Source organism: Pseudomonas capeferrum, assembly GCF_013523055.1.
In the GTDB taxonomy this organism is placed as follows: domain Bacteria; phylum Pseudomonadota; class Gammaproteobacteria; order Pseudomonadales; family Pseudomonadaceae; genus Aquipseudomonas; species Aquipseudomonas capeferrum_A.
On the sequence record NZ_JAAMQM010000001.1, the window covers coordinates 277,501 to 301,462 of the forward strand.

Annotated in this window: 41 protein-coding genes; 2 read left to right on the forward strand and 39 right to left on the reverse strand. The window is 58.9% G+C overall.

Annotated elements, in window-relative coordinates; all coding sequences use genetic code 11:
• Window positions 1-10: 10 nt before the first annotated feature.
• The 39 genes from G7009_RS01355 to G7009_RS01540 all read right to left on the reverse strand — a co-directional run bounded on the left by G7009_RS01355 (window position 11) and on the right by G7009_RS01540 (window position 21,974).
• On the reverse strand, window positions 11-598 hold the full coding sequence (locus G7009_RS01355) for a CFI-box-CTERM domain-containing protein (protein ID WP_181128173.1): 588 nt from the start codon (window positions 596-598) through the stop codon (window positions 11-13).
• A 343-nt stretch (window positions 599-941) separates the two neighbouring features.
• Window positions 942-1,301, reverse strand: coding sequence for a hypothetical protein (locus G7009_RS01360; RefSeq protein ID WP_181128174.1), 360 nt, complete (start codon window positions 1,299-1,301; stop codon window positions 942-944).
• Between the two features lie 77 nt (window positions 1,302-1,378).
• Window positions 1,379-1,852, reverse strand: a complete 474-nt coding sequence (locus G7009_RS01365; RefSeq protein ID WP_181128175.1) for a phage tail tube protein — start codon at window positions 1,850-1,852, stop codon at window positions 1,379-1,381.
• Window positions 1,853-1,907: 55 nt separating this feature from the next.
• On the reverse strand, window positions 1,908-2,297 hold the full coding sequence (locus G7009_RS01370) for a DUF3168 domain-containing protein (RefSeq protein ID WP_181128176.1): 390 nt from the start codon (window positions 2,295-2,297) through the stop codon (window positions 1,908-1,910).
• Window positions 2,294-2,722, reverse strand: a complete 429-nt coding sequence (locus tag G7009_RS01375; RefSeq protein WP_181128177.1) for an HK97-gp10 family putative phage morphogenesis protein — start codon at window positions 2,720-2,722, stop codon at window positions 2,294-2,296. The genes G7009_RS01370 and G7009_RS01375 overlap by 4 nt, the downstream gene beginning before the upstream one ends.
• 2 nt (window positions 2,723-2,724) lie before the next feature.
• Complete coding sequence (locus G7009_RS01380) at window positions 2,725-2,898, reverse strand: hypothetical protein (protein WP_181128178.1); 174 nt, start codon at window positions 2,896-2,898, stop codon at window positions 2,725-2,727.
• 10 nt (window positions 2,899-2,908) lie between these two features.
• Entirely contained in the window at window positions 2,909-3,229 is a 321-nt protein-coding gene (locus G7009_RS01385; RefSeq protein WP_181128179.1) for a head-tail adaptor protein, read from the reverse strand.
• Window positions 3,229-3,570, reverse strand: coding sequence for a head-tail connector protein (locus tag G7009_RS01390; protein WP_181128180.1), 342 nt, complete (start codon window positions 3,568-3,570; stop codon window positions 3,229-3,231). The genes G7009_RS01385 and G7009_RS01390 overlap by 1 nt, the downstream gene beginning before the upstream one ends.
• A 1-nt stretch (window position 3,571) precedes the next feature.
• Entirely contained in the window at window positions 3,572-3,904 is a 333-nt protein-coding gene (locus tag G7009_RS01395; protein WP_181128181.1) for a hypothetical protein, read from the reverse strand.
• Window positions 3,905-3,958: 54 nt separating this feature from the next.
• On the reverse strand, window positions 3,959-5,149 hold the full coding sequence (locus tag G7009_RS01400) for a phage major capsid protein (protein WP_181128182.1): 1,191 nt from the start codon (window positions 5,147-5,149) through the stop codon (window positions 3,959-3,961).
• Window positions 5,146-6,009, reverse strand: coding sequence for a head maturation protease, ClpP-related (locus G7009_RS01405; protein WP_181128183.1), 864 nt, complete (start codon window positions 6,007-6,009; stop codon window positions 5,146-5,148). The genes G7009_RS01400 and G7009_RS01405 overlap by 4 nt, the downstream gene beginning before the upstream one ends.
• A 2-nt stretch (window positions 6,010-6,011) precedes the next feature.
• Window positions 6,012-7,310: a phage portal protein gene (locus tag G7009_RS01410; protein WP_181128184.1), complete on the reverse strand. Its 1,299-nt coding sequence runs from the start codon at window positions 7,308-7,310 to the stop codon at window positions 6,012-6,014.
• Window positions 7,311-7,460: 150 nt separating this feature from the next.
• The gene (locus tag G7009_RS01415; RefSeq protein ID WP_181128185.1) at window positions 7,461-9,080 is read right to left on the reverse strand and encodes a terminase large subunit; all 1,620 of its coding nucleotides are present in this window, start codon (window positions 9,078-9,080) and stop codon (window positions 7,461-7,463) included.
• A 56-nt stretch (window positions 9,081-9,136) separates the two neighbouring features.
• On the reverse strand, window positions 9,137-9,865 hold the full coding sequence (locus G7009_RS01420) for a hypothetical protein (protein ID WP_181128186.1): 729 nt from the start codon (window positions 9,863-9,865) through the stop codon (window positions 9,137-9,139).
• Window positions 9,866-9,939: 74 nt separating this feature from the next.
• Window positions 9,940-10,401, reverse strand: coding sequence for a terminase small subunit (locus G7009_RS01425; RefSeq protein WP_181128187.1), 462 nt, complete (start codon window positions 10,399-10,401; stop codon window positions 9,940-9,942).
• Between the two features lie 144 nt (window positions 10,402-10,545).
• Window positions 10,546-10,872 (reverse strand): HNH endonuclease, encoded by a 327-nt coding sequence (locus G7009_RS01430; protein ID WP_258197829.1) that lies wholly within the window; start codon window positions 10,870-10,872, stop codon window positions 10,546-10,548.
• 2 nt (window positions 10,873-10,874) lie between these two features.
• Complete coding sequence (locus tag G7009_RS01435; RefSeq protein ID WP_181128188.1) at window positions 10,875-11,048, reverse strand: hypothetical protein; 174 nt, start codon at window positions 11,046-11,048, stop codon at window positions 10,875-10,877.
• Window positions 11,041-11,292: a hypothetical protein gene (locus G7009_RS01440; RefSeq protein WP_181128189.1), complete on the reverse strand. Its 252-nt coding sequence runs from the start codon at window positions 11,290-11,292 to the stop codon at window positions 11,041-11,043. Before G7009_RS01440 ends, G7009_RS01435 begins: the two co-directional genes overlap by 8 nt.
• Window positions 11,285-11,656 carry a hypothetical protein gene (locus G7009_RS01445; RefSeq protein ID WP_181128190.1) on the reverse strand — a complete coding sequence of 124 codons (372 nt, stop codon included), beginning with the start codon at window positions 11,654-11,656 and terminating at the stop codon, window positions 11,285-11,287. The genes G7009_RS01440 and G7009_RS01445 overlap by 8 nt, the downstream gene beginning before the upstream one ends.
• A gap of 86 nt (window positions 11,657-11,742) precedes the next feature.
• Entirely contained in the window at window positions 11,743-11,973 is a 231-nt protein-coding gene (locus G7009_RS01450) for an Acb2/Tad1 domain-containing protein (protein ID WP_181128191.1), read from the reverse strand.
• A 298-nt stretch (window positions 11,974-12,271) separates the two neighbouring features.
• Window positions 12,272-12,418 carry a hypothetical protein gene (locus G7009_RS01455; RefSeq protein ID WP_181128192.1) on the reverse strand — a complete coding sequence of 49 codons (147 nt, stop codon included), beginning with the start codon at window positions 12,416-12,418 and terminating at the stop codon, window positions 12,272-12,274.
• Between the two features lies 1 nt (window position 12,419).
• Window positions 12,420-12,809 (reverse strand): hypothetical protein, encoded by a 390-nt coding sequence (locus G7009_RS01460; RefSeq protein WP_181128193.1) that lies wholly within the window; start codon window positions 12,807-12,809, stop codon window positions 12,420-12,422.
• Entirely contained in the window at window positions 12,806-13,123 is a 318-nt protein-coding gene (locus G7009_RS01465) for a phage holin, lambda family (RefSeq protein WP_181128379.1), read from the reverse strand. Before G7009_RS01465 ends, G7009_RS01460 begins: the two co-directional genes overlap by 4 nt.
• Window positions 13,124-13,148: 25 nt before the next feature.
• Window positions 13,149-13,739, reverse strand: coding sequence for an HNH endonuclease (locus G7009_RS01470; protein ID WP_181128194.1), 591 nt, complete (start codon window positions 13,737-13,739; stop codon window positions 13,149-13,151).
• Between the two features lie 306 nt (window positions 13,740-14,045).
• On the reverse strand, window positions 14,046-14,609 hold the full coding sequence (locus G7009_RS01475) for a hypothetical protein (protein ID WP_181128195.1): 564 nt from the start codon (window positions 14,607-14,609) through the stop codon (window positions 14,046-14,048).
• Between the two features lie 3 nt (window positions 14,610-14,612).
• Window positions 14,613-14,930: a hypothetical protein gene (locus G7009_RS01480; protein WP_181128196.1), complete on the reverse strand. Its 318-nt coding sequence runs from the start codon at window positions 14,928-14,930 to the stop codon at window positions 14,613-14,615.
• Between the two features lie 190 nt (window positions 14,931-15,120).
• Entirely contained in the window at window positions 15,121-16,413 is a 1,293-nt protein-coding gene (locus G7009_RS01485) for a tyrosine-type recombinase/integrase (protein ID WP_181128197.1), read from the reverse strand.
• Entirely contained in the window at window positions 16,410-16,835 is a 426-nt protein-coding gene (locus G7009_RS01490; protein WP_181128198.1) for a VRR-NUC domain-containing protein, read from the reverse strand. The genes G7009_RS01485 and G7009_RS01490 overlap by 4 nt, the downstream gene beginning before the upstream one ends.
• Before the next feature lie 122 nt (window positions 16,836-16,957).
• On the reverse strand, window positions 16,958-17,269 hold the full coding sequence (locus tag G7009_RS01495) for a DUF1364 domain-containing protein (protein WP_181128199.1): 312 nt from the start codon (window positions 17,267-17,269) through the stop codon (window positions 16,958-16,960).
• Window positions 17,266-17,586 carry a hypothetical protein gene (locus G7009_RS01500; RefSeq protein WP_181128200.1) on the reverse strand — a complete coding sequence of 107 codons (321 nt, stop codon included), beginning with the start codon at window positions 17,584-17,586 and terminating at the stop codon, window positions 17,266-17,268. The genes G7009_RS01495 and G7009_RS01500 overlap by 4 nt, the downstream gene beginning before the upstream one ends.
• Complete coding sequence (locus G7009_RS01505) at window positions 17,579-17,854, reverse strand: hypothetical protein (RefSeq protein ID WP_181128392.1); 276 nt, start codon at window positions 17,852-17,854, stop codon at window positions 17,579-17,581. The genes G7009_RS01500 and G7009_RS01505 overlap by 8 nt, the downstream gene beginning before the upstream one ends.
• Entirely contained in the window at window positions 17,851-18,123 is a 273-nt protein-coding gene (locus tag G7009_RS01510) for a hypothetical protein (RefSeq protein WP_181128201.1), read from the reverse strand. Before G7009_RS01510 ends, G7009_RS01505 begins: the two co-directional genes overlap by 4 nt.
• Entirely contained in the window at window positions 18,120-18,254 is a 135-nt protein-coding gene (locus tag G7009_RS27585) for a hypothetical protein (protein ID WP_258197830.1), read from the reverse strand. The genes G7009_RS01510 and G7009_RS27585 overlap by 4 nt, the downstream gene beginning before the upstream one ends.
• Window positions 18,251-18,541: a hypothetical protein gene (locus G7009_RS01515; RefSeq protein WP_181128202.1), complete on the reverse strand. Its 291-nt coding sequence runs from the start codon at window positions 18,539-18,541 to the stop codon at window positions 18,251-18,253. The genes G7009_RS27585 and G7009_RS01515 overlap by 4 nt, the downstream gene beginning before the upstream one ends.
• Window positions 18,541-18,720 (reverse strand): DUF1382 family protein, encoded by a 180-nt coding sequence (locus G7009_RS01520; protein WP_181128203.1) that lies wholly within the window; start codon window positions 18,718-18,720, stop codon window positions 18,541-18,543. The genes G7009_RS01515 and G7009_RS01520 overlap by 1 nt, the downstream gene beginning before the upstream one ends.
• On the reverse strand, window positions 18,720-20,099 hold the full coding sequence (dnaB, locus tag G7009_RS01525) for a replicative DNA helicase (RefSeq protein WP_181128204.1): 1,380 nt from the start codon (window positions 20,097-20,099) through the stop codon (window positions 18,720-18,722). Before dnaB ends, G7009_RS01520 begins: the two co-directional genes overlap by 1 nt.
• Window positions 20,092-20,793: a helix-turn-helix domain-containing protein gene (locus G7009_RS01530; RefSeq protein ID WP_258197831.1), complete on the reverse strand. Its 702-nt coding sequence runs from the start codon at window positions 20,791-20,793 to the stop codon at window positions 20,092-20,094. Before G7009_RS01530 ends, dnaB begins: the two co-directional genes overlap by 8 nt.
• Window positions 20,790-21,539 carry a phage antirepressor KilAC domain-containing protein gene (locus G7009_RS01535; RefSeq protein ID WP_181128205.1) on the reverse strand — a complete coding sequence of 250 codons (750 nt, stop codon included), beginning with the start codon at window positions 21,537-21,539 and terminating at the stop codon, window positions 20,790-20,792. The genes G7009_RS01530 and G7009_RS01535 overlap by 4 nt, the downstream gene beginning before the upstream one ends.
• A 234-nt stretch (window positions 21,540-21,773) precedes the next feature.
• The gene (locus G7009_RS01540; protein WP_181128206.1) at window positions 21,774-21,974 is read right to left on the reverse strand and encodes a transcriptional regulator; all 201 of its coding nucleotides are present in this window, start codon (window positions 21,972-21,974) and stop codon (window positions 21,774-21,776) included.
• A gap of 83 nt (window positions 21,975-22,057) precedes the next feature.
• On the opposite strand from G7009_RS01540, the gene G7009_RS01545 reads away from it, so the two are divergent.
• Both G7009_RS01545 and G7009_RS01550 read left to right on the forward strand, forming a co-directional pair.
• Window positions 22,058-22,774, forward strand: a complete 717-nt coding sequence (locus G7009_RS01545; protein ID WP_181128381.1) for a S24 family peptidase — start codon at window positions 22,058-22,060, stop codon at window positions 22,772-22,774.
• Between the two features lie 85 nt (window positions 22,775-22,859).
• Window positions 22,860-23,567 (forward strand): hypothetical protein, encoded by a 708-nt coding sequence (locus G7009_RS01550; RefSeq protein ID WP_181128207.1) that lies wholly within the window; start codon window positions 22,860-22,862, stop codon window positions 23,565-23,567.
• Window positions 23,568-23,962 lie beyond the last annotated feature (395 nt).

Here is a 23,962-nt window from a genome sequence, read left to right on the forward strand (position 1 = left end):
GCAATATCGACTAAATTCGAATGTCGGGATTGCGTTTTTTAATTCTGGTTATGATGGGAGTCAACAGCTTTCGCACAAGTAATCGCAAGACACCAGACTTGCCAACAGGCACGGCCATGAAACCACCAACATAATAATAAAATCCAATGAACAACCTACCTGCAGAGTGCTTTCTCAAATAGTTATCTCGCCACCAGCGCAAAACCTTCACATCTTCTGCAAGCGGAGTCCCAAAGGCTGCCGTGGCGACAATGCACTGCGATGTCTTCATTGCATTTAAATTATTCTGAATATCGATATCTCTTGGATTTATCAGGGCAGCCTTCTCCAAAAGCGGCAAAGCTGCATCCTTATTCCCATGACCTTCCCACAAGAGCAAAGCTTTGAGATTAAGATATACTGCATTATCCGGGATTATCTCGATTGAACGATTTATATATTTCAGAGCAAGGTCGACATCGGCTGGGCTGGCTACTCCGGCTAACCGAGAATTAGATCCGTATACCTGCTTATTCGCCTGCAGCTGATGGAGCACATACAGCGCCTTCAAATAATACTGTTCCGCTTCGTTTATGCTTTCAATTTCCACAACACCCATAACCGAATCCCTTCCAATCACTATTGACGGGGGATTATGCTTCAAAACGCCATTATTGAGGAGCCTGTAGCGGCCATGAAAGCACACCGCTACGCTGCATCAGTCCTGCGGTTTATCGCGGCAGCTCGGAACCCCATGCGCACGTCTTTGGCGACAACTTCCTTGGACCTAGGCTTCTCGCCCGACCCGAATGGATTGGTGTTGCGGATGAACTCCACCTTCGCATCCCAGGCAAGGAGGATTTCCGGGACAGCTGCCGCCCATGCCTCGCTAGGGGGCCAGCCCAGGCAGCCGGTGGCTATGCCAAACAATTCATCCACGTAGCTGCCATTGCCGTCACGCTTTACTTTTTTCCCGTCTTTTTTTGCTCTTCAGCCGCAGCCTCGAGCTGCTCGGCGGCTTTGGCAGCTGGGTTCAGCAGGGCACTGAGATACTCGATCAGTGGAGGGGTCACGCTGATCACGCCCACGTTGAAGATCTCTTCTTCCAGCTCTTCGACGGCCGAAGGCTTGAGGGCCAGGCCAGCGCCCGCGATCACCACCTGGGTGACAGCAGCCAGGCTGAATTTTTGGACTTCGTGCATGGCAGGCAGGATACCGCCGAACGTTTTCTCGATGCGTTTCACAGCCTTCAGTGTGAACGCGAGGGTGTACAGCTCGGTACCGATTTGAACGTCGATGTTGCCGTGGTCAGTCTTGGACATGGATGATTCTCTAATTGATATGCGATAGGTGGGCTAGGCGCCGCGAGGGGCGGCACCTAGTGCAATTGGGTCCGGGGTTAGGGGGTCGGACCGACTTCGTAGATTTCGGAGTTGATGCCCATCGTCACTGCGCGGGTGATCACGTCTTCTGCGCCACCGATAGTCTTACGGGAGCTCATGACCTTGACCGCGAAGTAATCGACCAGACCATCGACGTATTCCACCTTGACCGGGTAATCGAACTGAGAGCGGTCCTTCTGAGCCTCGACCAGAGCCAGCTGGCCAGCGTCACCCACGTCGAATCCGATGGTCAGCTCAACCGAGCCGGCGTCGGCCAGACCTTTCAGGTGGCGAGTACGGCTGTCGGCCAGAGCGGCAAAGGTGACATCACCGACCTCATCGCCGTAATCGCCGATGTTGGACACTTCGCCCACCTCGACGTAAGTCAGACCCTCCAGGAGGGTGACGGCGGCCGACTCGGTGGCTGGCAGTTTCGCGGAAAGGCGCGGCCCGATGGAAAGGCGCGTGCCAGCGGCGGTATTGATGGGCATAGCTAGTCCTCCAGGGACATTGGATAAAGCCGCTGGGCGGCGGGATGCAGTGGGATTAGTGCTGAGTGATGATTCGGAGCGTGATGGCGCCCATGAAGGTCTTCCCGTCAGGCTCCCGGTTTGTCTGGGTTCGTAGTACGCGAACAGAGACAGCGTTGCCGGTGCTCAATGGGAGGCTCACTTCGTCCAGGGCCTCAGCGATCTGAGCATTTATGCGCTTCACCTCGGCCTGGCCTTGGTAGCTGGACCAGATGGACAGGTAGAACAACCGGTTCTCCCGTTTCCTTCCGAACACGGGGGTTTTGTTGCTCGAGACCTCGTAATCGAGCGTCACGTAGGGATACGGCGTTCCCTCGGGCACGGCGTCATACACCGGTACAGGCTTCAAGGCTACGGTCAGCCGCTGGTACAAGGCCATCTGGAGCGCGATTGTAGGATCACTCATCGAGCCTCCTGGGCTGCTCGAGCGAGCGTGCTCGAGATGGCTCGCTTGATGATCGTGGCAATCTCGTCGCGGTTCATGTCGATGGATGGGCGCAGCCATGGATGTGCAGGACGAGCTGCCACGGTGCCGTCGCCCAACTGGTACTGCTTGGTGCCGTACTCGATGAACTTGGCGTAGAAGATCTTCCGGTTGTTGCGCTTGCCACGGATGCCGATTTCCGCGTCGAGACCAGACTTCGAGACAAATGCCTCGAGTGCGTTCTCGGCATCACCCGTGTCGCGAGGGATGAGCTCCTGCTGGGTGGCCAGCACCAAATTGGCGGCCTCGACCATCGCCGGACGGAGATCGCTCTCCATTTGGTTGCCGATTCGCCTGAGTAGTCCCCGTAGCTTGTAATCGCCCTGGGAGCGGGACCGGCGAGCCATGATCAGGCTTTCTCGTCGGTAGACTTGGATGCCTTGGTGGGCTGGGTTGCGGTCGCTTCTTCGGCCACTCGGCGATCGATCAGTTCGGCCCCGGTCTTTGCGTCGACCGTGAACTCTTCGCCGCGCTCTTTCACGCCGAAAGGGCCGGACAGACGGGCTTTTGCAATCATTTTCATGATGGATTCCTCAAGGATTTGGGACGCTTGAGCACAGAAGTCGCAGCATGCTGCGCTCGTTATCGGGAAGTGCGGCCTCGATCAGGTAGGTCGAAGCGCCATGAACCAAGCGCAAGCCGGGCACCAAGTCATCAGCGGGTCGACAGCGGATCTCAGCAGTAACGAGCGCGGTGACCTGCTGTGCAACGACGGCGGTGCGGCCTGACGGCATCGTGATTTCGGCCCAGATTTGGCGTAGCTCTATCCAGGTCAATGCCCCGCCGCCCATGCCATCGTCCGCACGCTGGTGTTCTTGCACCGAGCACCGGTGCCGCAAGGGACCCGCACGCATCAGACCCCCCAGCCAACGCGATAAGGCGTCAGCAGTGAACGAGAGCCCATAGGCAGCTCACTGGAAATAGTGCCGACCACCACGTCCTCCCGGTTGCCATAAAGGCTTCCCAGAATGAGCAGGCAGGCTGCCTTCACCGATGGGTTGATGAGGATGGGATCATCTCCCGCCTCGCCAGCCAGGACCGCTTCCGCCATTGTTTCTGCGTCTGCGTAGAAGCGCCGATTCATGAACTGAGCTGCACTGTCTTCGGCAGCCGCCAGAAGAAGCTCGACGTGCTCGCGGTCATATTCCTCGGCGCGTACGTGCTGCATGGCCACATCCGTAGGAATAGCGTTCATGTCAGGCCTTCGGTTTTTTGTCAGTGGCCAGGCCAGCGGCGATCAGCTGCTTGGCATGAAGTCTTGGCGCGCTATAAGCCGGCCCACCCCGGCGCTTAAGCTCGCCGGCGTCCTGATAGGTGCGCAGAGGGTACACATCTACCTCCACCGGATTGGGGTCATCTGGGGAGGCTGCTTCCGGAATTGAAGTCTCGTCGCTCGGCGAAAACGCTCCATCCAGCACGGATGGCGGCGCAACGTCCGCGCTGGTACTGTCCTGCGCAGAGACAACGTCAGAGGCCAATGAAGTCGGTGGCTGAGCTGGTTTTTCCTGTTTCCGTGTGGAGGCTGTCATGGGGCGTACTCCGGTTCGGCGCCCTGGATAGGCGCCAGTAGTAGGAAGAAGGACTTATTCGCCGGTCAGCGGACCGGTTACGAAGGCCTCGCCGCGATACACCGCCAGCGCCAGGCGCTGCTCTGCACGCACGGTGACCATGTTGTTTTCGAAGTCCTTGTCGTTTTCGGTAGAGATCAGGATCTCGACGTCCATCCGATCGAAGATCTGTGCGCCGAGAGCGAAGGAGCCGACCAAGAAGTCATCCTGCGGCATGGCCTGGGTCGGCACGACTGGACGGCGCCACAGCATGGGCTGGGTGTCACCCTGTGGCTGGCCAATCAGGTAGCGGCCGTTCGCATCCTTGAGCAGCTCGATCAAGGCCCAGTCGATCGGGTTGAGTACGATGCCGTCCGAGGGGAATTCGGCCAACTCAGCTTGCAGCAGCGCCAGACGGAGACGGTCAATACGCTGCTCTCCTGTTACGGTGACGCCGCCAGGAGCAGCATAAAGCTGTGCTGCCGGCACGATACCGCCGATATTGGCGCCGGCGCCGTTGCCGAAGAGCAACTGACTTTCCTCGGCAAGCTTCAAACCGTAGCGACCGCGCGCGTCGATGAAACTTCTCAATGCCGGAGCGTCGTCCAATATCTGGCGGCTGGCCTTGAACAGATGCGCCAGCGTTCGGACCGGAGCATTCTCGAGCTTGAACGTGATGTCGGAGTACGGCTTGGCGCCCTTTTCCGCCACGGGCGCAGCGTTGTTCGTGAAACCGCTTTCCTGCACGTATTCAACCGAATTGCTTCCGGTCTGGCCCGGTGCGATGAGATCACGAATGGTCAGGCGTCGCTCGGGCGCGGCCTGGACGCCATAAAGGCGCTCAGCCGGGACCAGATCGCCACCGGAGCCAGTAGCCGAAGTGATGGCAGCGCGCGGTACCGAGATGCGGCGGGAGCCGCGGAAGGAAGAGTCTACGCCCTCCATTTCCTTGGAAGCGGAAACGATCTCCCCCACGGATGGCTGACGATCGGGCTGTGACCGGTCACGGCTGGCATTGACCAGCTTCTGCTCAGTCTCCGTCAGGCGGGCCGAGATTTCGCCCTGCTTGGTTAGCAGCTCATCGACCTTAACGCGGGTCTCGGCGCTCATCTCGCCGGAGGTCTTGATTTGCTTTTCGACCGATTCAGCCTGGCTCTTGATCTGGTCGCCGATACCTTTGAGGGTGGCGCTCAGCTCGGTGTACTGCTTTTCGTAATTGTCGCTCATCGCGAAAGTCCTTTGATGGAATTGAGGATTGCGGTCGCCTCGGACAAGGAGGCTGAAACATCAGGAGCGACAGCGCGGGGCTTATCGGTCGGAACAGCGCACGGCGTATCCCCGCCGGCAGCGCTAGGCGTACCGGTCTTGATTTCAGAAATGAGTTTGCGGCGCTCGCTGCGGGGCATGCCGGATTTGGCCAGGGCCGCGTCCAACTTGCGGGCTGAATGCGCCTGGGCGCCCTCCCCGTTCGGGGCCTGCTCTACTTCGGAAGAGGAAATCAGGCCGGTAGCGAAGCCCTTCTCGACAGCGTTAGCGCCGTTCATGTAGGTCTCGGCGTCGAGCATCTTCTCTACCGCCGCCTCGTCCTGACCGCTGGTGTCCGCGTAGAGACTGATCATGGCGCGGTCGAACTCTTCCATCGTGTCGGCGAGCTCGCGGATCGCGTGTCGGTTGCCAGCGGAGTAGGTCCAGCAGTTGTGGATCATCAGGAAGGCTGTCTTGGCCACCTCGCGCTTGGCTCCGGCCATGGCGATGACGGAGGCAGCAGAGGCGGCCAAGCCGAGCACCTTCGTGGTGACCTCCTGCGAATGCTCGAGCAGGCGGTTGTAGATCGCGATGCCTTCGAACATATCGCCGCCAGGCGAGTTGATATAGACGGTGACCGGTTTGTCGCCGATCGCCCGAAGCGCAGCGTCTACCCGCTTGAGGGTAACGCCCTCGCCGTACCAGTCCTCACCGATGATCCCGTACATGGTGATGGTATCGGTACCGGACTCGAGCGCTGCACGCAGGTCTGGATTCCAGAGATCGAGCGCGCGCGGGCTCAGCTCGCAGTTGAAGCTGCGTGCCTTGACGTTTAGCTGCATGGTTACTCCTGCTGGCCGAGCCAGTTTTTCAAAGCGGCCTGCGCGGCCTGGCCATCGGTGGATTCCCCCAGCTTATCGATAGGGGTTAGGTTGGCCTGCACGGTAAGCACGCCAGCATTGCCGCCATGACGCGGCAGGTTTTCTTTCACTCGGCATTCATCGCGCGTCATGATCCCGTTCTGGGTCATCTGGCTGTACCAGGCTGACCGGCCCGCTGTGTCAGCCTTTAGGAAGGCTTCCAGTGAGAATTCGCCGTAGTACGTTTGTCGCTCTACCGCCGTCAACAACCGTTTGTTCACGCATTGTTGAATCTGGTTGGTGATGGAGCTGATGCTGAAGGTCAGGAAAGCAATCATCTGCTGCTCGAGGCCGGTACCCCAGTTGCTGCCAGCGTCCGTCTTACCCACCATCCACGGCGGCACGCCAAACCATCTGCATACTTCCTCGACGCTGTACGCACGGGATTCCAGCAATTGAGCATCTACTGGATTGATCCCGATCGACTCTGGACTGATGCCCTGCTCCAGGACCGGCGAACGCCCGGCATTGAGTGCACCGGATACCTGCTTCACGTAGTCGCGAAACTCATCGCGCTGCTCCGGCTTGAGAACACGGTCAACCTTGAAGGCAACTGCAGGCAGCAAGCCGTTCTTGAAGGTGCCATTTGCTGCATCGTCTGCGGACATGGCCGCGCCGAAAACGTCAGCACCGTAGCGGATCGCAGAAAGCCCCACGCGTCCATCGAGGCTGAACGCCGGGATGTGCAGCATGTTTTGCCGTTCGATCTGTCGACGGGCCCCTTTGCGTGGTCGAAACCAGTAAGTGACCCTGCCGTCGTCATCCAGATCAAGATCCACTCGCCCAGGCAAGAGGAAGTCCAAAGCCACGATGCGTGACCCGCTACGGTGAATCTCCGCGAACGCGTTCCCGCGCAGCAGCATTGAAGCGACCATCGCCTGCCAGAACTGGAACGCGGTCATATCTTCGTTGGGACTGGTATGCACGATGTCGTAAAGCCCGAAGTCTCGAGCGTCTTTCCGACTACCATCCGGCTCGCGCCGGTAGACGCCCATCGGTAGTCCTGCGACGGATGTCGAGATGATTCGTACACAGGACCATACGGCCGAGAGCTGCATCGCGTTTTCGATGGTGACGCGTTTGCCAGAACTGGATTGGCTACCCAGGAACTGTCCCCAGAAGCCTCCGTCGCTCAACTTGATGGATTTACCGATCCACTCTCCAAGCGAAGCACGGGGCTTACTGGCGGCGCGCCCCAGTACTACCGACAAGGATCTAGTCACTGATTAGCCCCTTTCGGATGAATCCAGCGATGATGAGTAGCGCGGCACCGCCGGCCAGGAGTGCCCAGCCCAGACCGAGCAGGACATATACCCCACCAACAGCCACAGCGAACCCGCACAGCGCGATAGCGATAAAAAGGTGCAGTGGGTTCATACGATGATCGGGTTCCGAATAGCGGCCATGAAATCGTCATTCCCCCGGCTTTCTGGGTTAAGCGATATCAAGGTCACTGCGTTAAAGAGAGCCATCAATGGGTCGATCTTTGCCGAGCCGCTGGCTTGCTTGGTAATGAGGATTGAGTTGGCACGCGGCTCGACCTTGGCGTTGCCGACACACCAGGCCATCATGGGTTGACCGCCGTGCTTGAGGCCGCCTTCTGCCAGCTTGCGCTCGGCAGTCTTGATTGCCCCGCCGAGCTTCCAGCCCTGACTGATCGCCACGATCTTTTCCGGCGGTATTTCGCGCTCGATCATGGCGTCGTAGATGGCCCCAATACCCACCGGGTCGACGCCAACCTTGTCGAGCAAGCCCGCCTCTTCAATTTGGTCGACCAGGTCAGCTACATCGGTCACGTCGTCGCCGATTCGCTTGGAAAGCGTCAGATCACCGTCCTTTTCGAAGTCATGGAAGCGCGGGGCTTCCGCCTTCCGGCGCTCCAGTACCGATGGGTGCGCCCAGGCGTGCGTCCATACCAGCCAATCTCGGGTGCGCTTGTCGCGCCCTACTGCTGCAAACCCGAGCAGATCGTCTAAGCCGCCGCCATCGATGCCGACGTCGATGACCTCGGATCTTGCAATCAGCGTGTCGAGCGTCAATACGGGCTCGGCGGCTGCCTCCCAGAAATCAGCACCAGCCCAGCGACTGGACATCAACGCCAGCCCGATCTCGACATTCATGTGCTTTGCGAGAAAGTCGCGTATCGCCTCCTCGCCCGCCTCCTGAGCCTCTTGGTACTTCTGCTCGATCACCTGCTCGTCGACTGAAACGCCCCAGTTCGGGTTGGTGACGTAGGCATTCGACAGATCCTTATGCAGGTCTTTTTCGATCATCCATTTCGGAAACTCGTAAATGATCGGAAGGAACCGCTTATCGGTGATTCGTCCGTCCCGCACGGCGCGCGCATAGTCGAGTTTTGCCTTGAAGACGCCCGCGGGAGGCGCGGCAGATTGAGTGGTGCAATAGAACACGAACCCTTCAGGCCTCGAAGCCAGACCGCCAGTGGCCTCAGTGAGCATATTTGCGGACTTGGCCTGCTTCCCGAACTCGTGCAGTTCGTCGATGAATACGCCGATCGCCTTTTTGCCGGTGACCGTCGCACTGTCGGCGGCGACCACCTTCAGCGTTGCCTGATTCAGCCTGTCAGTGACGGTGCGCTGCCACTCGTTCTCATGAAAGCGAGCCTCAAGATCCTCGTCGGCCTTGATCATGTCGCGGATCGGCTTGTAGGCGTTGTCCGCCGCTTCTTTGGTGGGAGCAAGAATGATGAATTCGCCGGACGCCCTAACATTCAAGATGAGCGCGGTCAGCATAATGCCGGCTGCGATGGTGCTCTTGCCGTTTTTCTTGCTAACCATCAAAAAGTAATTGGTGATCAGGCGGCGCCTGGCTTCCTGATCGTAGGATCCAAACAGTACCGCAACTAGATCCAGCACCCACGGCTGGCAGGTATCCCCCATCAAAGGACTGCCGGTCGCGTCAACCATCCTCAGGTTGCAGAACACGTCGAGCGCGTCGTCAGCCTGATCTTGGAATATAGGGGTCAGCGGCATGATCGACTCTCGATCGACAATGCGCGACTCCCAGTCTTTGCAAGACGTTGTCCAATCTAAAGGAGCGTCAGTACCTTTTTCTGTTTCTTCCAATTGTCCATCTCCCACAGCGGCCGCAAATTGCTCAACGACCAGCAGGCACGGAACTCCGCATCGCCGATCTCTTTGATGTTGAAGGCCGCAACAGGAATGATGTGGTCGATATGAATCTCCCCGGTAACTAAGCGCTCCCAGGTCATGCCTTTGGTGAATTGACGCTCTATATGTGCAACTAGCTCAGCTTTTGTGAAGCCAAGGAATTCACCTATGGCTCCTGGCTCGTAGGTGCCGCGAAGCATTCCGCGGATTCGCGCTTTGACTCGCTTATTCAAGACGTGTATCGGGCTGCTCTGTATCTTCGCGTCTGACCTACGCTGCTTCGCCCGGACCTTATCCCTGTTCGCATCACGCCAAATCCTGTCTGTTTCCTTGGTCTTTTCCGGGTTCCGGACCTTCCACGCCGCTGTCGATGCCCGGGCCTTGTCCAGATTACGATTGCGCCAATCCCGCTTCATTTCCGCATATCGCCCACTGGCGACATAGCTCTGATTCAGACGCTTTCGGTTGGCAGCTATGTCCGGCTTTTTTATTGCCTCACGGACAGCAGCCTTATGGCACTCTCGGCACCTTCCGCGCAGGCCATACTTCCCGCCTTTATTTGCGTGGAAGTAATCAGTTGTGGCGGGTTTTACGTGCTCGCAGGTAGAGCACTGCTTTACGAGGGATGTAGAATCGCAGACAGCCATGACGACCTCTCAAACAGGTTGGCTTGGTTAGAAGCCCCGGCGGGATTGCACTCCCCTGGGGCTTCGTCATCTTATCATTTCACCGCCCTAAGCTGCCCCGGCCTGCGTAAGCCAAACCTGCCAGACGCTACCTGCTCGGCAGCCTCTTGCACTTGTTCCTTCTTCCCCTTCTCGCCCTTCTTGGCGTGATCGTAAGGCATAAGTCCAAGGGCTATCTTTGCGGCCAGCTCCGGGTTTAGCTTCTCATTATCCCGAGCTATTCGCTCTAGTAGCGCCCTGCTATCGAACAACGGTTGGTCATCGGCTGGACTCTCTTCCGGGTTAACTTTTTTAACCTCAGACTTAACTTTTGGCTGATCGGAGCCCAGAGCAGTACACCGATGCATATAAGTGGCCACGTCTGGGTCTTTGAAAAGCTTGGAGCCAGCCTGCGGCGCGGTCTTGACGCTGTATCCAGCATCGATCGCTGCTTGAGATTTGCTGGCCCCAGACAAAAGAGCGTCAGCAAACCGGCGCTTTTTGTCGGTTAATGCCATTTAACTTTTCCTGAGTGAGGGAAAAAATCTCTGCGTGCGTTCGGGGGCGGTGTCCGAGGCGGAAGGCGCCACGGTTTCGACCCACCCTGGGGGTCTGACGTGCTACAAAAGGGGCATCGCACCTCTTTGGTGCATCGCTGACGATCAGCGAACCCGGCCAGACCCTTGGGCAGACTCGGTAGCGCTCTTGGCCTGGTGACAGGGAACGCATAGCGCCTGGAGGTTGGCGTCGTCGTCGGTACCGCCTTGGGCGATGTTGACGATGTGGTCGACCTCGAGGTCGATCGTGACAATGCCGCACGCTTGGCATGTGTACTTGTCACGCACCAGGATCGACTCACGTTTACGACGCCAGGGTCGACCGCCGCGGCCAGAACCCCAGCCCTTTTCGGCCTCAGGGGAAACCGGCGCTGCATACTGCCTTCCTTCAGCCTCTTGCATGCGAGGCTTCAACGCCTTGAGCCTGGACATGGTTACTTCTCCAGCGTAAGGCGAATCATCGCCATTACGGCGCTGACCATAGCTGTGTCTGACTGCTTGGCGATAGCGATCACATCTTCCTCAGCCTTCTTGACCTCGGCCTGCTCTCCGGGCGACATCTCGCTGACCATGCCCTTCATGACGTAGTACTCGGCTTTATCATTCATCATTGGACTCCTTGAACTCGATCCGGACATCACCCATGAGCACGATCTGATCGATGTAGTCAGTGCCAGGCATGACCTGAAAAGGCTGTACGGCAACTACGGCAATGCCCAGCACAGTGTCGGCGTAGCAAACATAGTTGCATTCGATGCCATCAATGAAAGCGAGACGTGGGCCGCGCCCGTCACCAGCGATGTGGACATGCTCCCGGCTGAAGTATTCGGCTTCAGCTTTGCTGCTACTCATGAGCAGTTACTCGCTTGAGCTGCTCAGCCAGCAGCGTATCTAGATGGCGACTCAGCCTCACGGCCAACTCGCCAGTAGTCTCAGGGAGCAGCCGGGCGGCTTGATCAATAGCTTGCTCAAGCGGATCGAGCATGAAGCTCATCGTCTCGCCTTGGGTGGCGGTCATGAGACGGCTATCCGATGTCGCTTTAAACTCGGTCCGCTCTGTGCCAATCAGGTAAGCATGCTGACCGGTGCCGAGCATCAGAACCTCCGCGCCGATCTTTTCGGCGACGGCCTGCGCCATTGCCTTGCTTGTGGCGAGCTGCGTTTCGGACAAAGCGATATTGCTGGTGATTACCAAGATGCTTCGCGGCAGATTCATCGTGGGCTCCAATACGGGCGGCGGATTGCGGAAAGGCGGGGCCTGGTTGTTTCGGGCCAACTGCGGCGAGTCGTCTCGGCGTTCCATCAGCTGAATGGATCAGCAGGCTTGGCGATCGAACGGACGAACCACATAAAGCCCTGCTGCAAGTTCGTCTTGGCCAAAGCCAAGAGCCGTGGGTCGACGCCCTCGATCTTGCTGATCTGCTTGAACAACTCGCCCGCGTCCGCTTCCAAAGCCTTGATCGAGTTCATGCCGTCGATTTCGGACTGGGTCAGGTCGCGGTAGCCGGTGATCTTCTTATGCTGGTTATCCATCAAGGGTTTCCTCGGGATGATCGCGCCACGAAATGGCACTTATTGATTTTGTGGCGCGTCTCGCGACTCAATGCACGGGTACTGCTTCAGAAAGGTCATAGGCGCATCGCACGCGTTGCACCGGTGCGGATACTGGGCTGGATATGACATGAGCGCGATGCCGGTAGGCCTCATCGATCCAGAGCCGCACTCATCGCATGTGTAGTCCAACTGATAGGGGGCGATTTGCTTTGCACCTTCAGCCATGTGAAACCCTCGCTTTGCTCCAACAATCAGCGCCGATTGATTTGTTGCGCACCTACTTGCTCTTACTGCGCTGGATCTGCGCGTCGACTTGATCGGCGCAAGTGTCGAGCAGGTTGATGGCCCGATCCTTCAGCGCCCAGAGGTCACCGTTCAAGGCCAGGTCTTCGTCGCTGTCGCTGATCCGCTCACACGGGACCATCTCAGGGGGCTCGATCCTTACCGCCGTTGTCTTTGCCGGTGCTGGCTGCGGGCTTCCCGCGCAGGCCGTCAGGAAGAGGCTGAGCAGCCCAGTCACGAACAGGCTTGCTGTTGCGTTTGAGGTCTTCAAAGTTCTTCCTCGCTTGCCGGGCTTTGGATTCGCTGGCTTTCAGGCGCTTGTTCAGGTCGGCCAAGTAGTCGGCATTGCGCTTGGCTTCGGCACGCAGGGTGGTGATCGTGGCCTGGCTCTCGGCGTTGGCCTCGGTCGCTTCCTTCACAGCCTTGGCTGATACGGTGACTTGGCCTTGAAGGGCAATCACACGGTATTGCTGGATACCGATGAGCAGGATCCCCACCAGCGCGATGAGCAGTGCAGCGGCAAAGGCTTTCATGCGGCATCTACCTTGCGGCCCAGGAAGCGGGTCACCAGTTCGCGAATGGCTGTCACGCCAAGGAATCCGATCGTGCCACCGGCGGCTACCGACAGGCTCGGCGGCCAGGTCATCCACTCGATCAGGCTCGACGCAACCAGGCTCAGAGATCCGCAGATCAGCGATTCGAAGATGATTCGACGCTTACTGGTTTCTTTCGCGTCCCACATGATGCGAAGTAAGGAGACTGTGATGGCCATGATTGCGCCCTGCCAGAGTGGCGTACTTAGAAGGAGCCAGAGCTGCGCCCATACGTCAGGATTTTTCTCAGGCATTTTCATTCTCGCCTCATGGAGGGCGTCAGTTGGACAGCGCCCGAGCTTCGCGCGAGAGACCATGCAATGGATGGTAATCCTGGGCGGCTTGGTGAGCCCTTCGAGCCTGTTTAGCGTCTTCGAGACTGTCGTACTGGCCAATGCTCTTGCGGACGCCGTTGATTTGAATTCGCGCATGCCACTTTTGCTCATGGCTATTCCAGTAAACGCCTACCACTCCAGATCGGTTACGACTGCGGACAGAGCGATTCTTGGAATTGTCTCTTGGGGTAACCAGCCTGAGATTCACAAGTCGGTTATCCAGGCCATTGCCGTTCACGTGGTCGATCATCAGGGATTCATCGATGGATCCGTGAACCAAAATCCAAATAAGCCTATGCGCTTTCAATGTCTTGCGACCCAATGAAACTTGCATATAGGAGATGCCGCCGGGCTTGTGAAGCTTGCTCCCTGCCAGCTTACCGGCGTAGCGGGAATTCCATGATTTGGCTGCGCCCAGGCTACTGAATTCGTAGTCTGGTCTGGGCTTCCAGCGCAGTTCGCCGGATTCCTCAGAATACTCAAGTACTGCGGACAGCTGATCGCGAGTCATCTCGATTGGGCCGGCTACTTTCATGCGGGACATCCGGGTTGCTCCCCCGAGGGGAGATTGATAGATCCGGCTGCCTCTGCACTCCCAGCTTGGGGCAATGGGTGTGGGGAGCCGAAAACGATGAGGCCCCGCTGAGTAGCGAGGCCCTGAATAGGCGCAGATGACCGGTGCTGATCCCGGCACAGTCCTCGACCGCTGAGGCGCATCAGCCTGCGCATTCATCTGCATAAACGAAAAAGCCCCGCTCGAAGGCAGGGCTTTTCTTTGTCGTCTCTCATAATGCGCAAGATCGACATGATGGGGCTAATTTATGATCATTCCGCCACTACGTCAAGCGGCGTCGATAAAGATCTGCTCGCGGTCGAAGATCTCGGTCGCATGGATCACTGCTTCCTCTTCAAGCTTTTCCATAAGCTTAACGATGCCGGTCTTCCAGCGTCGGCGGGTGGACTCGGGCTTGCCCTCTGTATCCCAGGTGTTCATGTCGTAGAACTCCGCTCGCAGCACGATCATGTCCGTCGAGCGCTTGCGTGTTTGGATGCCTTTCAGTTTAGGGATTGCCCAGGCAGTCAGGGCCTTATAGACGAAGAGCTGTGGCGCTGGCGAGGTCGTGCGGCTGACCAAGCGACCGATAGCTGCGACCTTGTTGGCTTTATGGGTGGAGTACTTGGCGACCAGCACGTCCCACTGAGCCCTACCAAGCTGGCGGTGCAGCAACGCATAGAGGCAGCAATCGTAGTCAAACTTGTCGCGTACCGAGAGCGTGCTGCCGTTACCGCCCTGGCGCAGATCGGCGTCGATCAGCTTTTGCCAAGACTGCTTGGTGCTGTTGTCTATGTTGTCTGCTGCCAGCACTCGCACCAGGGTGCTCATCACGTCTTTGTACATGCTCATTGATTAATCCCCTGTGTAGTTCGTGCCGCCGGCGCCGCGGCGGTTGTTCTGCTCGTATTGCGCACCAGGACCAACACCCTGGAGCGCCTTCAACTGTTCGATATGCCGCTCGGCTTCCTGGAGCCGCAGACTCAGCTGGGTGACAAGTTCTTCCACCGGCAGCGCCTCACCGGTAACGGCCGACACCCAGCCGGAGGCATTGCAGCGGCCACAGGGCAGCTCATAGAAGACACCCTTGATCACCGACTTCCCTCGGCATTCATAGCACTGCGTCAGGACGACCTTTTCTTTCTTGAGCGCTGGGCCGTGACTCTTCTTCATTCTGCTCGACGCCCCTTATTGGCTCGCAGCCAGGGACGCGGCGGCTGTCGCTTCTCGCCAGCGAGCTCCGACGTGATGTCATAGAACTCGTCAATGATCACCAGCCCGGGTATCCCGCCTCGAATGCCTTCATGAATGCCACTCCCACCGATGACCAGGACCGCAGGCCACTGGGACTTCCCCGGATTTCTCATTTCGAATCCTCGCCTATGGTTGATTCAGTGGTGGCCGCGCAGCCCTTGTCCGGCGCGGCCTCTGGCGTATTGCTGGAGTCTTTGTTTCTGCCTTCCTCCAACCCATGAATGGCAGCAAACCCCTTGGCGTCTAAATGGGCGTGCCACTTCTCCAATGCCACGCGCTTGCGCTCCTCCACCGTGGTGTGGATGTAGGCCTGCACTGTGCGGGCCATGGCATGGTTGATCAGCATTTCACCGATCAGGAAGTCGATGCCCAGGTCTGCCCAGCCGGTACGGGCCAGCTTGCGCAGGTCGTGGCTGGTCCACTCGCCCTCCCCCAGCTGGGTGAACACAGCGGCGGCCTGGCCCTCGGTCATGCCCTTGCCGTTGCGCGCCGGGAACAGGTACTGCCCGGTGTACCCCGTGGCGGCCTGGCGGGCGCGGTAGCGTGTCAGCAGCGCGCACACCTGATCGGTCAGTGGCAGGGTGTGCTCAACCCGCGTCTTCGTGTGGGCGGCCGGCAGGTGCCAGGTGCGTTCGGCCAGGCTGATATGCGACCACAGCGCCATCCGGGTTTCGCCGACACGCGAGCCATGACACAGCATCATCAGGGCCAACATGGCGTGGGCTGGCCGGCGTTCCATGGCTTCGGCCAAACGCCCGAGTAACGCCTCCACCTGGACGCCGCGCAGGCGTGCCGGCTTTACCTTGATCTTGGTCTTGGAAAAGTCGCTGAATTTGATGCCTGCCATGGGGTTGCTCGGGATCATGCCCAGGGTATGCGCCTGCCGGCAGGCCACCACCAGCAGCGCGAAGATCAGACGCACGAACTCCAGCGACAGAGTCTCCTGCAGCGGCCACATCAACTGGGTGTCCAGCGTGCCGTGGCGCACGTCAGCGAAGGCCAGGCCGCCAACGCGCGGGATCAGGTGGCAGGCAATCGCCGACTTGGCCGTGGCCTTGCGCTTGGCCGACAGGTGCCGATCGCGGCTCATCCTGTCGCTGTACCAGGTCAGCAGCTCGCCCAGGGTCGCCCACGGCGAGAGCGCGGCGCTGGCATGGGGATCGGTCGCCAGACGCTGACGAGTTTCAGGCAACGCGGCCAGAACAGCCTTGACCGACAGATCGGGGTAGGCACCGATCCGGTTCCACTTCTTGCGCACCACCAGACTCCAGGTCCCGCGTGGGCGATCCTCGGTAAAGCGGAAGTACAGACCAGGGTGACGCGGGTCACGCATGAGTACACAGGACACATCGCTGGCCCTTCGGCGCAGCTCGGCGTCGGAAAACGAGATGGTAAGGGTCATGCTGCCACCGTCTGCGGCAGCTGCAGGTAGGCCTGCACCGCCTCCATAGCGTCAAGCTGCCCGCGGCAGACTACGGCCAGGTAACCTTGGGTGTTCAGCGCCTGAATGAAGCCGTGCTGACTGGCGGACACGGCAGCATCGAACGGCGGTGCAGCCTTGAATTCGATATACAGGCCGAAATACCCACCGCGCGCCATGGGCAACACCAGGTCAGGCACACCAGCTTTAACGCCCTGCGCCTTGAGCTTGGCAGCTACCGCCTTCATCCGATGACCACCATTGGGTACGTGGTAGATCAGCTTGGCGACAGCCGGAAAGCGCAGCTCCAGTTCACGCATCAGCGCTGCCTGTTCCTGGCCTTCCCGGTCGATGGGTGTAGCGCGCTTGCGAGGCGCCGCGTACGCGCGGGCGGTAGCTGGCATGGTGGATTACCTCTTGCCTTCGGCGCGCTTGCGGATATTGGCGATGATCGCGCCACGGATCAGGCAGAAGCTCGAGCAGACGACCATAGCGGCCAGAAGAACGTACCCAGCGGTTTCCCAGTTCATGCTGCAACTCCTTTGGCGCCGATGACGCCTTCATTGATGAGCAAAGCCTGAGTGCGCATGACGCCCTCGGCGTGGTATTGGCGTGCTTCGGCGCGGCTGACTGCTGCGCTGCGGCCGTCGCAGGCGTCGTGGCAAGCACTGCAGGCCCAGGCACCCTGCAGGTCATTCGGTTTGCTGCCCATGCCACAGGTGCCGGCCATGCGGTAATGCGCCAGCACGGTGGTTTCAGGGTTGCCATTGCAGACGCCCGGGATCCGCACTTGGCATTCCCGGCCGCGGGCGGCCCTGGTCAGTTTCGATTGCTTCATGCGCGGGCTCCTTTCTGCTTCGCCTTCTGGTCTCGTTGAATCACGCCTTGCAGCGTGCTCAACAGCCAATCGGGCTTGCCTACCAGGCTCAGGTCCAACTCGCGGGCAACCCAGGCCAGCGCCCGGGTCAGCGTGCCGTTGCGTGCGCGTACCTTGCGGAGCTCATCGCCCATGGCCTTGCAGGAGCCGCGCATGCTGGAAAGGTCCTGCGCAGCCGCCTGGAGCTTCGCCTCGCTGATAGCCAGGCTGCGCTTGAGGGCATTGATTTCGTCCTCTGCGACAACCAGGCGCTCGATCAACACGGTGGAATTAACCATGACAGGCCTCCTTGGCTTTCTGCTGCTCGGGCTCGAAGTCGCCACGCAAAGGCATCAACTCCTTTTCTCCATACGCAAGCTCGTCCTCAATCGCCGGGTGAGTCACAAACCAGCCATCCGACGGGGCGAGGAATGCAAAAGCATCTGAATCCATAAGCTCCTGCCCTTTCAGAAGGCGCGATTCGATAGTCACTACGCTGTAGGCAGGGATTTCCACGTCATCGACAAGGGTCAGCGCCAGGTCGCCCGGCCTGAATTGATGGCTCATTGCGGGCACTCCTGTCGGTCTATGCAGATGGTTCGGTAGTGGCCGAAACACTCTGGCGATTGCCATGCTGTTGGCGTGTGGAAATCCATCTGGTGCTGCTTGGAACAAGGGTTGTAGTCGGCGGGCACTTCGCCGCAGCCGCTCCATGTACGGAAGTTCAAGCACTCCTCGCACCACCTTGCTGGCTTGCGGTTGCTCTTGGCTCCGTTGCGCCTACGGACAAGCTCTTCGAGCAGTTCATCGTCGGAAAAATTGTCGAGCGTGCTCATGATTTCACCTCGCATGCTGGCCAGATCAATTTCGCCTCACGCTGCGCGCCGGCCTTGTCTTGCGGCCCCTCCATCAGCACCATCGAGAACGGGCGGTAGCCTGGGACGTGGACTGTCCATACTCGTTTCATGGCACCACCTTCAGACCTTGGGCCTCAATAGCCCGCTTGCAGGCGGCAAGGGTCTGGTTACGCACGCTATGCCAGCGCACATCGTCTTCAGCGGCGGGCTTGCTGGTCTCGGGCAGTTCCACCACCAGAGACTCGCGAGAGGCCTTCCAGCCCTTCTGGAACGACTCCCAGTCAGACTGGGCCATCGGGTCGATGTAGTTGTTGCCCTTCGGGGGCTGGCGGCGGTGGTCTCGGGCATTCGTGCGCTCGAAGGCTTCTCGCATTTCGCGCATCTTGTTGGTGTCCATCAGTGCTGCTCCTCGGCTTCGGCCTGAGCGGCCAGGATGTCCAGGCGCTGCTGGGCCTGACCCAGAAGCTGATGATGGTCTTCTTCGCTGGTGACCGGCATGGGTACAAACAGAACGCGGTGCTTGGTGAAGGCCTGGGCCATAGCCATGGCTTCGCGGATTTGGGCGATATTGCTCATCAGTGCCTCCCTTTGCTGGCATAGCGCGAAGCCAGGTTCGCGACCTTGACCGGCTGCTCGACGGGTTCAGGTTTCCAGCCAGCAGCCAGGTTCTCGAATCGGTTGTACTGACCCAGGAAGGCAGCGCGGACGGTACCGGTCTCCACGTCACGGCCTTTGCCCACGATGATCTCGGCGATGCCCTTCTGGTCGGTGTTCTCGTTGTAAACTTCGTCGCGGTAAACGAAGAGGATCACGTCGGCGTCCTGCTCAATGGCACCGGATTCGCGGAGGTCAGATGGGACGGGGCGCTTATTCGGGCGCTCTTCGCACTTGCGGGACAGCTGGCTCAAGAGCACAACCGGGATACCCAGTTCGCGCGCCAGCAGCTTGCAACCACGGCTAATGCTGCTGACTTCCTCAGTCCGGTTGCCTCCGTCGCCTTCCATCAGCTGCAGGTAGTCGACCATCAGCAGGTCCAGGCCGTAACGCATCTTGTGGCGGCGAGCCATGGAGCGGATGCGGCCAACAGTGGCGCCAGCACGGTCAGCAATGAACAGATTCGCCTGCTGGATCTTCTGCGTCGCTAAGCCGAGTTCCATGCCATGGGACTGGCATGCCGCGCCGTTCTTGATCAGGTTGAGAGGAATACGCCCCTCGGAAGCTATTGCGCGGTCGAGCAACTGCCCCTTGCTCATCTCAAGGCTCACGACGAGGGCTGACTTACGCTGGCGAACCGCGGCATCAATGACGAAACCCATGGCGAGAGTGGTCTTGCCCATAGCAGGCCGCCCAGCAACGATGATCAGTTGCTCGGGCTGCAGGCCGCCCAGCTTCTCGTCCAAGTCATCCAGGCCAGTGGAAAGGCCGATCAAGGTCTCGCCCCGGACATGGCGGTCATGTCGCTCCTGCCACACTTCCAGCTGGTCAGCCATCAGGTCGCCAGCTTTGACCACCTCGTCACCGTCACAGCCGGAGTCGATTGCCATGGCTGCGGCCTGGACGGCTGCGATCTTCGCTTGGACGTCGCCAGCACCCTGGGCGATCTCGAGTGTTTGGGTGCTCAAGTCATACAGGGCCCGCTCAATCGCCCTCTCCCGGACGATCCGCGCATAGCCGCCGGCGTTCGCCACGCTTGGGGTGTTGGCAACCAGGGAGCCGCAATGACCGAGTGCGAGGTCGCCGTTGCTCAGCATGCCGATGTGGTCGGACACGGTCAGCAGGTCTACTGGGCGACCAGCGGCACGCAGCTCCATGATGCCGCGATAAACCTCGGCGTTCTCAGCGAAGTAGAACGACTCCGGAGCCAGGTCATCGGACAGCGTGTCGATCAGTTCAGGACGCTGGAGCATCGCGCCCAGCAGGCCGTGTTCGGCTTCGGCGTTGTAGGGTTCACGCATTGTAATTGCCCTCCACGACCTTCACGAAGTTGGCTGGGGCAATCAGCCAGTCGAAGGTGGCTCGGAAAGGCGCACCGCCATTTTTCCCAGCAGCACGACCCATCAGGAATTCCGACTGAGCGACGGCGCCGAAGTACTCGGTCCAGAAATCAAGGCTCTGGTGAACATCACTCTGGTTCCATCGAGCGCGGAGTTGTTTCTTCCGAGCCTCGGATACCAGAACCACGGTTGGCAGTGCAGGTGTGAGCAGTCGGTTGAACAAATCCACGATGTCCTGAACCGGGCATGACGGCGATCGCGGAACGCGGTTGCCAGTAGGTGACGGTTCACCTGACGGTTCCCTTACGGTTCTGGGGGCACCTGGTGCCGGGGTATCCGGCATATCCTGCCGGGGTGATGGGGCATCTGGTGCCGGGGGGCATTTGCTGCCGGGGGCATATCGTGCCGGGGTGACCGAGTACCAGGTAGAGCGGCCGAAACGCTGATTGCTGGTCAACAGCCCCGACTCTTCCAGCCAGCGCAGAGCATTACGGACGGCGCGCTCTGACAGGCAGGTGCGTACACCGATCGTGGCAACGGAAGGCCAGCAAACACCCTCATCGTTGGCGTTATCGGCCAAGGAGATCAGGACAGCCTTCTGCGCAGGGCTCATGCCTTCCAAGGGCCAGCAGGCACTCATGATGATCGTGCTCAATTGCTTTGCTCCAGCTGGTAGGAAGCCCAAACGCCAGCGACCCACTGCACGCCCTTGGCCGTGAACCGCGCTTGTGCATACGCATGACCATTGGTGTCACTGGTACCGGTTTTGAGTTCGAAGCGCTTCGCGGCCTGGTGCTGGCTGCACGGGGTCAGGACGCCGCCGAGGTAGTACATGACGCCCTTGTCCAGCAGCATCTGTCGGAATTGGCGTTCGTTGGCCTTGAGTAGCTTGGCCACCTGGCGGAAGCTCATGGAGCCGGACGCTTGAACGTATTGGTCGACGAAGGCTGCCTTCGGTGCGGCGATAGCCAAGGCTTGGCTGGCTGCTTGCTGGCGCTCGTATTGCTCAGCCCAAGCACGGGCGGCGACTGCAGGACTGGAGAAATCAGGCAGGGTCGCAATCACCCTCCCATTGCCCTCCTCCAGTTCGCGCCAGCGCTTGATCACAGCCATTCGCATTCCAGCGCTGTAGCCAGTCAGAAGGCAGTCCGTGTGCTCACGGTCGAGTAGATATTCAGTTTGCTGACGGTTCATGCCGTCCAAATAGATGCCCTGAAAAGTCAGGACATCTCTCTTGAGCTCGGCAAGCAAGCTACGGATGTCGGCCTTGACGTTGTCATGGCGCTTTCCGGTCAGGTCGGCGATCTCACGCGAAGACATCACCTGACCCGCGAGTGCTGGTGATCCGCTCAAAGCTGGCGCTCCCACCTGGGTATTGATTGCATCGACTGCTCTGTGCATAATCGACCTCGTTGAAGTTGTTGAAGAAACCGCCCTGCCAGGCGGTTTTTTTATGCCTGCGATTCGGGTACTGGACGAATGAACAGCAGGAAAGGCTGACTACTGGCGCAACGCCATTTGGTTGATAATTTGTTCAGGTTGAGCGGCACGAACCTGAGCCGTAGACGCGGTGTGCGAATTTGCGCGATCTGTCCCATGCCTCCTCCACTCAGCGCACCGTAATGCTGGTAATGGTCAAGCTACGAGCGGGTAGAGATCGGGGCGAAGCTCATGGCGCGAGACGCCAGTAGCTTTCTCGATTGGAAGTACATGGCGAGCGGGAACACCTCTGACTTTCCAGTAGGAGACCGCCATAGGGGTCACGCCCAAGATCTGAGCAAGGGCTTTGCCGGAGCTGGCAGCCAGGATTGCGCGCTCGAGAGGTGTGGGATTCATAAACAGTCCGCCGTCGGCGAATAAACATGCGTCAACGATACGTTTATTTAATAAACAGCGCAAGCCCGGTAAACTTTGTGTTTATGACTAATGAAAATTCAGGCGACCGTCTGCGCAAATTGCTGGAAGATTTCCAGCTCACGCCCACGGAAGCCGCGCGATCTTTCGGGATCACTACTCAAAATTTGAATAACTGGTTCAGTCGAGGTATCCCCTCGCGCCAGCTCCTTCCGGTCGCGCGCCAGCTAAAGGTGCGTCCAGAGTGGTTGAGCACCGGTGAAGGGGATCGCACTGCCGATCCTGTTACAATCGAGTCCAATGCGTCATATATCGGGCCTCTCGCTCCATGGGATGACAACACCCCATTGGATGATGACGAGGTATATGTGCCGTTCCTCAAGGAAGTGGAGTTGTCGGCTGGACAGGGCCGCACAGCGGTTGAGCAATCAGCGACCAGAAAACTCCGATTCGGGAAGCAAACTCTGCGCAAGCAGAACGTGCAGCCCAGCGAGGCCATATGCGTAGCGGTCAGCGGGAACAGCATGGAGCCAGTCCTCCCCGACGGTAGCGTTGTGGGCGTCGACAAGGGCAGCACCACTGTCGTTGACGGCAAAATGTATGCTCTCGACCATGGCGGTCAGCTTCGGGTCAAGACGCTCTATCGTCTCCCAGGGGGCGGAATTCGCATGCGCAGCTACAATCGCGAAGAGCATCCAGATGAGGAATATTCGGGCGAAGATATGATCGATAAAGAGATCCTGATCCTGGGCCGCGTGTTCTGGTCATCTGTCCTCTGGTGACTGCTGTCACATAGCCTGGATTTGATGGGATGCGCGTTGACGGCAGGGTAGAATCACCGGCTCAGTAATGAAACGGAACTTCCCTATGCTGCTTCTCCGCGCTTTTGCAGTCCTTTGCGTTTTCTCAGCTCTTGGTGGGTGCGCTTTTGGCCAGAAGATCGACTACCGCCAGTCGAGCCCCTACCTAGCCGTCAGATCCGATAAACCTATCGAACTTAGCGTCGTTGACGAGCGACCCTACGTCTCTAGATCCGGCAAGAACTCGACCTTTGTTGGGCGGATTAGAGGCCTCTACTACAACCCTTTCAACGTGAATACGTTATCAGGCAGTCCGCTCTCAGCTGATATACAGGAGGCTGTACGGAGTGCCCTTGCCAAGTCTGGCGTCAATACTGTCGTCTCATACGCCGCTACCAGCGCGAACCCAGGACAGAAGCTCTTGGTGCTCAAGTTGCGGGAATGGAAGATGGACGCTTACATGAAGGTCCGCTTCGATTACGACATTACAGCGTCTGTACTCGACGAGCATGGGAAAGAGCTAGCCTCCAAGACTGCGAAGAACAGCGGCCAGGTTACCAATGTCATTGCCGCAGGAACCGACGCTTTGGGCGAGGTGCTGAATTCTAACGAGGTGGTAAACGCCCTCTCCTCCAAACCTATAGAGACCTTGCCAGCACCAGCAACAGTGGCTGAACCCGCCGCCTCTGCTTATGACCAGTGCATGCGCCGCATTGCAAAGATCTCTGACTCTGCCCTACGCACCTCGTCCATGAGCATGTGCGACGACATCTAGTAACTCAGTCTAAACAGCCCTCCAAGCCCGCCACCGTGCGGGCTTTTTTTTGCGCCTGCGATTTAGTACGGCGCCCCCGATTTTCTCAAGCCATAAACCTAATAAACAAATTGTGTTGACGAGTTTATAAACGTGTTGTTTACTAGACTCAACGAGACGCCTGGCGCCTCAGGCCGCAAGGCCACCGCTCTTTACACAATCAGACGTGACCACCGCGACGCACCCAGGCCATTACCTGGGTCGGAAAAAGCTAAGCCGCCGCCCATGCAGGCACTGGATACCTGCCGGACTCGCCATATCGCGAGGACGCAAAGCTGCATTGCCACCCGTAAGAGCATCGAACACGAAATGTGCGACGACGGGCAGAGGTGGGGAAGCCCGGCATACGGTGCAGC

Bases quoted from the DNA above. Each gene is read 5' to 3' on its own strand.
- G7009_RS01420 (WP_181128186.1), bottom strand. From the start codon at position 9,865: ATGGCTGTCTGCGATTCTACATCCCTCGTAAAGCAGTGCTCTACCTGC.
- G7009_RS01510 (WP_181128201.1), bottom strand. From the start codon at position 18,123: ATGAGCACGCTCGACAATTTTTCCGACGATGAACTGCTCGAAGAGCTT.
- G7009_RS01550 (WP_181128207.1), top strand. From the start codon at position 22,860: ATGCTGCTTCTCCGCGCTTTTGCAGTCCTTTGCGTTTTCTCAGCTCTT.
- G7009_RS01370 (WP_181128176.1), bottom strand. From the start codon at position 2,297: ATGAGTGATCCTACAATCGCGCTCCAGATGGCCTTGTACCAGCGGCTG.
- G7009_RS01360 (WP_181128174.1), bottom strand. From the start codon at position 1,301: ATGTCCAAGACTGACCACGGCAACATCGACGTTCAAATCGGTACCGAG.
- G7009_RS01390 (WP_181128180.1), bottom strand. From the start codon at position 3,570: ATGAACGCTATTCCTACGGATGTGGCCATGCAGCACGTACGCGCCGAG.
- G7009_RS27585 (WP_258197830.1), bottom strand. From the start codon at position 18,254: ATGAAACGAGTATGGACAGTCCACGTCCCAGGCTACCGCCCGTTCTCG.
- G7009_RS01460 (WP_181128193.1), bottom strand. From the start codon at position 12,809: ATGAAAGCCTTTGCCGCTGCACTGCTCATCGCGCTGGTGGGGATCCTG.
- G7009_RS01445 (WP_181128190.1), bottom strand. From the start codon at position 11,656: ATGAATCTGCCGCGAAGCATCTTGGTAATCACCAGCAATATCGCTTTG.
- G7009_RS01425 (WP_181128187.1), bottom strand. From the start codon at position 10,401: ATGGCATTAACCGACAAAAAGCGCCGGTTTGCTGACGCTCTTTTGTCT.
- G7009_RS01365 (WP_181128175.1), bottom strand. From the start codon at position 1,852: ATGCCCATCAATACCGCCGCTGGCACGCGCCTTTCCATCGGGCCGCGC.
- G7009_RS01540 (WP_181128206.1), bottom strand. From the start codon at position 21,974: ATGAATCCCACACCTCTCGAGCGCGCAATCCTGGCTGCCAGCTCCGGC.
- G7009_RS01380 (WP_181128178.1), bottom strand. From the start codon at position 2,898: ATGAAAATGATTGCAAAAGCCCGTCTGTCCGGCCCTTTCGGCGTGAAA.
- G7009_RS01385 (WP_181128179.1), bottom strand. From the start codon at position 3,229: ATGCGTGCGGGTCCCTTGCGGCACCGGTGCTCGGTGCAAGAACACCAG.
- G7009_RS01430 (WP_258197829.1), bottom strand. From the start codon at position 10,872: ATGTCCAGGCTCAAGGCGTTGAAGCCTCGCATGCAAGAGGCTGAAGGA.
- G7009_RS01450 (WP_181128191.1), bottom strand. From the start codon at position 11,973: ATGGATAACCAGCATAAGAAGATCACCGGCTACCGCGACCTGACCCAG.
- G7009_RS01545 (WP_181128381.1), top strand. From the start codon at position 22,058: ATGACTAATGAAAATTCAGGCGACCGTCTGCGCAAATTGCTGGAAGAT.
- G7009_RS01520 (WP_181128203.1), bottom strand. From the start codon at position 18,720: ATGAGCAATATCGCCCAAATCCGCGAAGCCATGGCTATGGCCCAGGCC.
- G7009_RS01495 (WP_181128199.1), bottom strand. From the start codon at position 17,269: ATGAAGCAATCGAAACTGACCAGGGCCGCCCGCGGCCGGGAATGCCAA.
- G7009_RS01475 (WP_181128195.1), bottom strand. From the start codon at position 14,609: ATGAGCATGTACAAAGACGTGATGAGCACCCTGGTGCGAGTGCTGGCA.
- G7009_RS01470 (WP_181128194.1), bottom strand. From the start codon at position 13,739: ATGAAAGTAGCCGGCCCAATCGAGATGACTCGCGATCAGCTGTCCGCA.
- G7009_RS01395 (WP_181128181.1), bottom strand. From the start codon at position 3,904: ATGACAGCCTCCACACGGAAACAGGAAAAACCAGCTCAGCCACCGACT.
- G7009_RS01405 (WP_181128183.1), bottom strand. From the start codon at position 6,009: ATGCAGCTAAACGTCAAGGCACGCAGCTTCAACTGCGAGCTGAGCCCG.
- G7009_RS01440 (WP_181128189.1), bottom strand. From the start codon at position 11,292: ATGAGTAGCAGCAAAGCTGAAGCCGAATACTTCAGCCGGGAGCATGTC.
- dnaB (WP_181128204.1), bottom strand. From the start codon at position 20,099: ATGCGTGAACCCTACAACGCCGAAGCCGAACACGGCCTGCTGGGCGCG.
- G7009_RS01415 (WP_181128185.1), bottom strand. From the start codon at position 9,080: ATGCCGCTGACCCCTATATTCCAAGATCAGGCTGACGACGCGCTCGAC.
- G7009_RS01505 (WP_181128392.1), bottom strand. From the start codon at position 17,854: ATGAGCCATCAATTCAGGCCGGGCGACCTGGCGCTGACCCTTGTCGAT.
- G7009_RS01375 (WP_181128177.1), bottom strand. From the start codon at position 2,722: ATGGCTCGCCGGTCCCGCTCCCAGGGCGATTACAAGCTACGGGGACTA.
- G7009_RS01485 (WP_181128197.1), bottom strand. From the start codon at position 16,413: ATGACCCTTACCATCTCGTTTTCCGACGCCGAGCTGCGCCGAAGGGCC.
- G7009_RS01465 (WP_181128379.1), bottom strand. From the start codon at position 13,123: ATGCCTGAGAAAAATCCTGACGTATGGGCGCAGCTCTGGCTCCTTCTA.
- G7009_RS01535 (WP_181128205.1), bottom strand. From the start codon at position 21,539: ATGCACAGAGCAGTCGATGCAATCAATACCCAGGTGGGAGCGCCAGCT.
- G7009_RS01480 (WP_181128196.1), bottom strand. From the start codon at position 14,930: ATGAAGAAGAGTCACGGCCCAGCGCTCAAGAAAGAAAAGGTCGTCCTG.
- G7009_RS01355 (WP_181128173.1), bottom strand. From the start codon at position 598: ATGGGTGTTGTGGAAATTGAAAGCATAAACGAAGCGGAACAGTATTAT.
- G7009_RS01400 (WP_181128182.1), bottom strand. From the start codon at position 5,149: ATGAGCGACAATTACGAAAAGCAGTACACCGAGCTGAGCGCCACCCTC.
- G7009_RS01455 (WP_181128192.1), bottom strand. From the start codon at position 12,418: ATGGTCCCGTGTGAGCGGATCAGCGACAGCGACGAAGACCTGGCCTTG.
- G7009_RS01490 (WP_181128198.1), bottom strand. From the start codon at position 16,835: ATGCCAGCTACCGCCCGCGCGTACGCGGCGCCTCGCAAGCGCGCTACA.
- G7009_RS01500 (WP_181128200.1), bottom strand. From the start codon at position 17,586: ATGGTTAATTCCACCGTGTTGATCGAGCGCCTGGTTGTCGCAGAGGAC.
- G7009_RS01515 (WP_181128202.1), bottom strand. From the start codon at position 18,541: ATGGACACCAACAAGATGCGCGAAATGCGAGAAGCCTTCGAGCGCACG.
- G7009_RS01435 (WP_181128188.1), bottom strand. From the start codon at position 11,048: ATGAATGATAAAGCCGAGTACTACGTCATGAAGGGCATGGTCAGCGAG.